Annotated in this window: 7 protein-coding genes; 3 read left to right on the forward strand and 4 right to left on the reverse strand. The window is 60.5% G+C overall.

Annotated elements, in window-relative coordinates:
• Positions 1–205: 205 nt before the first annotated feature.
• Both kynA and kynB read right to left on the reverse strand, forming a co-directional pair.
• The gene (gene kynA, locus Q1V60_RS00745) at positions 206–1,078 is read right to left on the reverse strand and encodes a tryptophan 2,3-dioxygenase (RefSeq protein ID WP_300626763.1); all 873 of its coding nucleotides are present in this window, start codon (positions 1,076–1,078) and stop codon (positions 206–208) included.
• On the reverse strand, positions 1,075–1,725 hold the full coding sequence (gene kynB / locus Q1V60_RS00750) for an arylformamidase (RefSeq protein WP_300626764.1): 651 nt from the start codon (positions 1,723–1,725) through the stop codon (positions 1,075–1,077). Before kynB ends, kynA begins: the two co-directional genes overlap by 4 nt.
• Before the next feature lie 364 nt (positions 1,726–2,089).
• Between kynB and Q1V60_RS00755 the strand changes: the two genes are divergently transcribed.
• Both Q1V60_RS00755 and Q1V60_RS00760 read left to right on the forward strand, forming a co-directional pair.
• Positions 2,090–2,434, forward strand: coding sequence for a cupin domain-containing protein (locus Q1V60_RS00755; RefSeq protein ID WP_015885872.1), 345 nt, complete (start codon positions 2,090–2,092; stop codon positions 2,432–2,434).
• Between the two features lie 161 nt (positions 2,435–2,595).
• Positions 2,596–3,294, forward strand: a complete 699-nt coding sequence (locus tag Q1V60_RS00760; RefSeq protein ID WP_300626765.1) for a hypothetical protein — start codon at positions 2,596–2,598, stop codon at positions 3,292–3,294.
• 35 nt (positions 3,295–3,329) lie between these two features.
• On the opposite strand, the gene mmsB is transcribed toward Q1V60_RS00760, so the two are convergent.
• Positions 3,330–4,217 (reverse strand): 3-hydroxyisobutyrate dehydrogenase, encoded by an 888-nt coding sequence (gene mmsB / locus Q1V60_RS00765; protein WP_300626766.1) that lies wholly within the window; start codon positions 4,215–4,217, stop codon positions 3,330–3,332.
• Between the two features lie 15 nt (positions 4,218–4,232).
• Complete coding sequence (locus Q1V60_RS00770; RefSeq protein ID WP_300626767.1) at positions 4,233–5,750, reverse strand: CoA-acylating methylmalonate-semialdehyde dehydrogenase; 1,518 nt, start codon at positions 5,748–5,750, stop codon at positions 4,233–4,235.
• A gap of 131 nt (positions 5,751–5,881) precedes the next feature.
• Here Q1V60_RS00770 and Q1V60_RS00775 point away from each other — a divergent pair, with 131 nt between their 5' ends.
• Positions 5,882–6,829, forward strand: coding sequence for a LysR family transcriptional regulator (locus tag Q1V60_RS00775; protein WP_300626768.1), 948 nt, complete (start codon positions 5,882–5,884; stop codon positions 6,827–6,829).
• The last annotated feature ends 247 nt before the right edge of the window (positions 6,830–7,076 follow it).

The raw sequence follows: 7,076 nt of genomic DNA on the forward strand, positions 1-7,076 counted from the left end.
GCCCGAGCAGACGTACAGCGCTATGTCTCTCGCTACAACATCAGCAGGCCTCACAGCTATAACGACTACCGGTCGCCGGTCATGAAGGAAAGGTTGGCGGCGTGAACCGTAATCAGTGTCCAAAATTACTTGACCAGTTCAAGCCCGCTCCCACAGTGTTGATTGAATTCCATATGAAAAGCCCCGGTGATCCGGGGCTTTTTGTTTAGAGCGTAGAGCGTACTCGCCAGAGTTCGGGGAACAGCACGGTGTCGAGCATCTTGCGCAGATACCCCACCCCTTCAGTACCGCCGGTGCCGGGCTGGAAGCCGATAATCCGCTCCACGGTGGTCACATGCCGGAAGCGCCACTGGCGGAACGAATCCTCAAGGTCGATGAATTTCTCGGCCAACTGATACAAATCCCAGTAACGGCTCGGGTCGCGGTATACCTCGCGCCACGCTGCCTCTACGGAGTCGTCGTGCACCGTGGCGGCCGTCGGGTCGCGTTCGGCGCGCTTGGGATCAATCGCCAGGCCGGCCTTGAGCATCAGGTTGATCGCCTCGTCATACAGTGACGGCGTGGCGATCGCCACTTTCAACTCATTAAGCAGCTGCGGCCGATGGGCATGGGGCCGCAACAGCGCAGCGCTCTTGTTGCCGAGGATGAATTCAATCTCACGGTACTGGAACGACTGGAACCCCGACGACTGCCCGAGGAACGGGCGGATCGCCTTGTATTCCGAGGGTGTCATGGTCGCCAGCACCGCCCAGGCATGCACCAGTTGGTCGAAGATCCTTGAGACCCGCGCCAGCATCTTGAACGCCGGCGGCAACTCGCCCAGGCGCACATGTTCGCGGGCCGCCTTGAGTTCGTGCAGCATCAGTTTCATCCACAGCTCCGAGGTCTGGTGCTGGATGATGAACAGCATTTCGTTGTGGTCCGGCGACAGCGGGTGCTGGGCGCTGAGGACTTTGCCCAGGTCCAGGTAGTCGCCGTAGCTCATGGACTCGGAGAAATTGAGTTCAGCGTTGTGCCATTCCTCCGGGGCTTGGTCGTCGGCAGGCTTATATTCTGGAGAGAAAGGACACTGGCTCATCGCGTGGGCTCCTTGAGCGGGCGGAGAATGGCGCGGACCGGGCTCGCGTCCAGGTTGGCAAAACGCAGCGGCAGCGCGATCAGTTCATAGTCACCCTCCGGTACGTCATCGAGCACGATGCCTTCGAGTATCGCCATGCCATGGCGCGCCACGGCGTTGTGCGAATCCATGGTCTTGGACTGTTGCGGGTCCAGGGACGGGGTGTCGATACCGATCAGGCGCACGCCGAGGCTGGCGAGCAGCTCGATGGTTTGCGGGGCGATAGCGGTGAAGTTCGAATCCCATTGCGTCAGTGGCGCTTGTGGATAAGTGCGCAGCAGCACGCGTTCGGGCAAGTTATCCACACGCCCTTCCAACTGATGCGGCTGAACCAGCGCACCGCTGTCCAGGCAATACAACACCCGGCACGGGCCCATGTACACATCCAACGACACCTCGCCAATCGGCGCGCCATCGGCGCTGTAATGCAGCGGCGCATCCACATGGGCGCCGGTGTGCGGCGACAACGTCACGCGCCCTACATTCACCGGGCACTCCGGGCCGAACTGCCACACGCGCTCTTCCTGGAACGGCGTATCGCCCGGCCATGTCGGGGTCGCCGCACTCAAGGGCGGGCTGATATCCCACCACGTTTTTATTGGGTTCATTTCAAGGCTCTCGGCTGTCACTGAAGTGAATGATACGAGGGCCAGCTGTGAATTTTCTTGCGAATTCTGGCGTAGAGCGGGAAATCTTTCGCACATACTGCGAGGAAATGCCCGATAACTGCACAATTCTTCACTTGTCCATATGCCGTGGGAGCCGGGCTGGCCGCGATGACGGTGGCACGGTCTGCACCTCCATCGCCTGACACACCGCTATCGAGGGCAAGCCCGTCGCCCACAGGAATCGATGCGATTTTCGGACTTTCACATGGCTGCGCTTCTGGGCATCCCGGTGTCGAGTTCAGACCACCGGCCTGCCCCCCGAGGCCTTAGGGTTGAGTTTCCCATTCCCTACCTCGGAGTCATCATGTCCAAACCCATCACCGTACTGCGCGACACCCACCCTTTGCCGGTCCTGGACGCCTGCAAATGGGAAAAGCTCGAAGGCGACCCACACACCGTCAACCTCAACGCCTACACCAGCGAAGACGGCAGCAAGATCATGGGCACCTGGATCTGCACACCGGGCAAGTGGTACGTGGACTACGTGAAGTGGGAGTACTGCCATTTCCAGGAAGGCTACTGCATCATCACGCCCGAAGGCATGGAGCCGATTCACCTGCGGGCTGGGGATATCTTTGTGGTGGAACCGGGGATGAAGGGCACGTGGGAGGTGGTGGAGACAGTGCGTAAGTATTTTGTGTTTGCCTGACGGGCTGTGGCGTGGCGCACTGAGCACGAGCGCAGCCCGGTACGCCGTTCACGGCACAAACTCATGACCTATTAAGCCCGATCCTACAGGCCTCTTATGGGCTGGGTGGCACGATCTGGACGTATTTGAGCCTGCGAATTGAACAGTTTCAGAGGACGCTCATGATTCATGCCTCCCCTCCAATTGGCTGGCCTTCAGCCATCTGCCAGCCTCCAGACCCGGGCAGCCACATTGCCAAACGGCAAGTGTTCCCCAACTCCTGCGGGGCGGCCGCATTGCTATGCGCGGCAAAAGAACTCGGGGTCGATAAAATACCGGTTCTTGCCGGATCCGGATCTGAGCAACTGGGTATCGACACACTCGAAATGGACAACCGTTGTGAAAGCGATCTGTATAGGATCACCAGCGGATGCACAACCGTGAGGCAAGGGCAGAGCGATCTGCTGCAGGCCGGTTATTCGATGCCGGACAATATTGTCCTCGCTGGAAGGCTTCTGGGCTTGAACATGAGAGTGGAAAAAAGCCCAGGGCTGCTCGTCACTGGGTTGAGCTGGCTTTATCCAACGATCGAAGACAACCTCAAAGGCATTGACTGCCCTGTTGACCCGCCTGGCCCTGAACTCGGTAATCATGAGGTAAAACTGGAAGCCATGGCGGTGTCATACGCAGGCTTGCCACTCGGATTGCATTGGGTAGTAAACCGGGCCGACGGCAGCTATATGGACCCCGCAACGGGTGAGAACCAAAAAGACTTTTCCGACTTGAACCAGGGATTTAAACAAGCCGCCGGTAACATATGGAGCTATTACCCCTCGGGCGTTTCAATCGTTGCCGCATTGAACTGGCAAACAATGGGGTAAAAGCCGGGAGGCTGCTTTACGCCGCCCCCCTTTCCTTAACGGGTTTTAAGGTAACTGTTGATAATCGCCGAGAAGTCCTTGCCCCCTTCCCCACGCTGGCTCATCGATTGATACAACTGCTGGGCCACCGCGCCGAGGATCACCGGCTGTTTTGCCTGACGCGCCGCTTCAGTGGCCAGGCCCAGGTCCTTGAGCATAAGGTCGGCGCCAAATCCACCGGTGTAGCCGCGCGAAGAGGGCGCAGTTTCAATCACGCCCGGCCATGGGTTGTACGTGTCCGAACTCCAGCAACGCCCAGTGGAGCTGTTGATGATGCCGGCGAGCACGTGTGTGTCGATACCCAGCGCATCGCCCAGGGCCATGGCTTCGCTGACGCCGACCATGCTGATGCCCAGCAACAGGTTATTGCAGATCTTGGCGATCTGCCCGGTGCCGACCTCGCCGCAGTGCACGATATTACGGCCCATTTGCGCCAGCACCGGTTGCAGGGTCGCGAACAGTTCGGGGGTGGCGCCGACCATGAAGGTCAGCGTCCCGGCCTGCGCCCCGCCGGTGCCGCCGGACACCGGTGCATCGGCCATCACCACACCTTGCCTGGCGGCGGCGGCGGCAACGTCACGGGCGGTTTGCGGGTCGATGGTGCTGCAATCCACTGCGGGGATGCCGCTGCCGATGCCGGCGAGCACCCCGTCTTCATTCAGCCATACGCTGCGCACATGCGCGGCGGCCGGCAGCATGGTAATCACCAGCTCGGCGCCTTGGGCCGCGTCACGCGGTGAGTCGCTGATGTGGCCGCCCAACTCAGCCAGCTCCTTGAGCACGGTCTGGTTCAGGTCAAACAGGTTCAGCGCGTGCCCGGCCTTGATCAGGTTGCGGGCCATGGGCGCGCCCATGTTGCCCAGGCCGATAAATGCAATGTTCATGGTCGTCTCCCGGAGTCAGCGCAGGTTGATGGTGGTGTTGACGCCATCGTTGACCGTGTCGTCGTCGAACCAGCGGCTGGTGACGGTTTTGGTCTGGGTGTAGAACTGCACCACTTGCTTGCCGTATGGGCCCAGGTCGCCAAGCTTGGAACCGCGGGAACCGGTGAAGCTGAAGAACGGCACCGGCACCGGGATCGGGATGTTGATGCCGACCTGGCCCACATCGATTTCACTCTGGAATTTGCGCGCCGCCGCCCCGCTCTGGGTGAACAGGCCGGTGCCGTTGCCGAACGGGTTGGCGTTGACCAGCGCAATGGCTTCATCGAGGGTGTCGACTTCCAGCACCACCAGCACCGGGCCGAAGATTTCCTGGGTGTAGATCTGCATATCGGTGGTCACGCCCGAGAACAGGGTCGGGCCGACAAAATTGCCTTGCTCGAAACCCGGCACCTGGATGTCGCGGCCGTCCAGCTCCAGCTTGGCGCCTTCTTTCACGCCGCTTTCGATCAGCTCCAGGATGCGCGCCTTGGCACGTTTGGAGATCACCGGGCCGACATCGGTGCCCGCTTCGCTGCCGGCGTTGACCTTGAGTTTCTGCGCCAGCGCCTTCAGATCCGGCAGCCATTGCTTGGACGCGCCCACCAGCACCACCACCGAGGTGGCCATGCAACGCTGGCCCGCCGCGCCGAAACCGGCACCGACCAGGGCATTGAGGGTGTGCTCGCGATTGGCATCCGGCAGCACCACTGCGTGGTTCTTGGCGCCCATCATCGATTGCACACGCTTGCCGTGTTTGCCGGCCAGGTCGTACACGTGAGTACCCACGGCGGTCGAGCCGACGAAGGACACCGCCTTGATATCTTTGTGGGTGCACAGCGCATCCACCACATCCTTGCCGCCATGCACCACGTTGAGCACACCCGCCGGCACGCCAGCTTCCAGCGCCAATTCCACCAGCAGCATGGTCGACAAGGGGTCCTGCTCGGACGGCTTGAGCACGAAGGTGTTACCGCAGGCGATGGCCATCGGGAACATCCACAGCGGAATCATCGCCGGGAAGTTGAACGGGGTAATGCCGGCGCATACGCCGATGGGCTGGCGCAGGGTGTAGGTGTCGACACCACCGGCGACGTTCTCGGCGAACTCCCCCATTTGCAGGGTACCGATGGAGCAGGCGTGTTCCACCACTTCAAGCCCACGGAAAATATCGCCCTCGGCGTCGGCAATGGTTTTACCCTGCTCGGCGCTGAGCACGACGGCGATGCGCTTGGAGTGTTCGCGGATCAAGGCTTGCAGCTTGAGCATGATGCGCATGCGTGCGCCGATCGGGGTCAGCTTCCAGGTTTGGAACGCGCGATGGGCGGCATCGATGGCGGCGTTGACTTCATCGGCCGTGGCGAACGGCACTTTGGCCAGCACTTGCTGGGTGGCCGGGTTGACGATGTCTTGCCACTCGGTGGTCTTGGACTCGACCCATTCACCGTTGATCAGCAACTTGACCTGTTTAACGGAAATATCGGCGGATGCGTTCATGGGGTCTCCAACTCTTATAGTTATGCAGAGAACCAAGGCGTTGAATCGCCTTGAGGATGAGGCGTTCGGACTGTTTTTGGAGTATAGATGTGCAAATCTCTAATAAGAACGCACATAAAAGCCGGTCCAATATGCTAAAAAACATCACATCGCTGGGCTCCCTGAACTGGGATGACCTGAAGTTTTTCCTCGAAGTGGCCCGCACCCGCAAGGCCAGCGTCGCCGCCAAGCGCCTGGCGGTGGACTACACCACCGTGTCGCGGCGCATCAGCTCACTGGAAGTGTCACTCGGCACGCTGCTGTTCGAAAAATCCCGGACCAACGGTTTTGTCCTCACCGCCGAGGGCCAGCGTTTGCTGGGCTATGCCGAATCCATCGAAAGCACTTTGCACATGGCGTGCGAGCAAGTCTCCGGCTCCGGCGTGGCGCTGTCCGGGCATGTGCGCATGGGCTGCACTGAGGGCTTTGGCAGTTTTTTCGTCACCCCGCAATTGAGTCATTTCGTCGACACCTACCCGGCCATCTCAGTCGATATCCTGCCCCTGCCGCACTTCATCAGCCTGTCCAAACGCGAAGCCGACATCGTCATCGCCCTGGAACGCCCGGAACACGGCCCGTATGTGTGCTGCAAACTGTGCGACTACAAGCTGCAGTTGTACGCCACACAGGACTACCTCGACCAACACCCGCCGATCCGCAAACCGGCGGATTTGGCCGAGCATCCGTTTATCAGCTATGTAGACGACCTGGCGTTCAGCTCGGAGCTGCTGTACTTGGCGAACGTGGTGCCAGGCGCCAGCGCAAGTTTGCGCAGCACCAGCGTGATTGCGCAGTACGTGGCGGCGCAGCAGGGACGGTCGATGGCGATATTGCCGTGCTTCCTGGCCGCGCAGGACCCGCGACTGCTGCCGGTGCTGGGGGAGCAGATTGCGATTACGCGGCAGTTCTGGATGTATTGCCGGGAGGATTTGAGGAAGTTGAAGCGGATTACGTTGTTGTGGGACTACATCCGGGAGGTGACGGAGCAGAATCAGGGGTTGTTGATGGGGGAGACGCGGGAGATGCGCTTTGCGGACTGAGTGCGCTGCGCATTCAACCGTGGAGGGGCATGCCCTGATGCCAATCGGTCAAGCGCTAGAGCGGGCAACCTGTGACCTGTGGCGAGGGAGCTTGCTCCCGCCGGGTAGCAAAGCGCCCGCAGAAAATGGGACTGCTACGCAGTCCAGCGGGAGCAAGCTGCCTCGCCACAGGTCACAGGTTGCCCGCTCTAGCGCTTGACCGATTGGCATCAGGGCATGCCCCTCCACGGTTGAATGCGCAGCGCAC

Source organism: Pseudomonas sp. (assembly GCF_030147005.1).
Lineage (GTDB): Bacteria > Pseudomonadota > Gammaproteobacteria > Pseudomonadales > Pseudomonadaceae > Aquipseudomonas.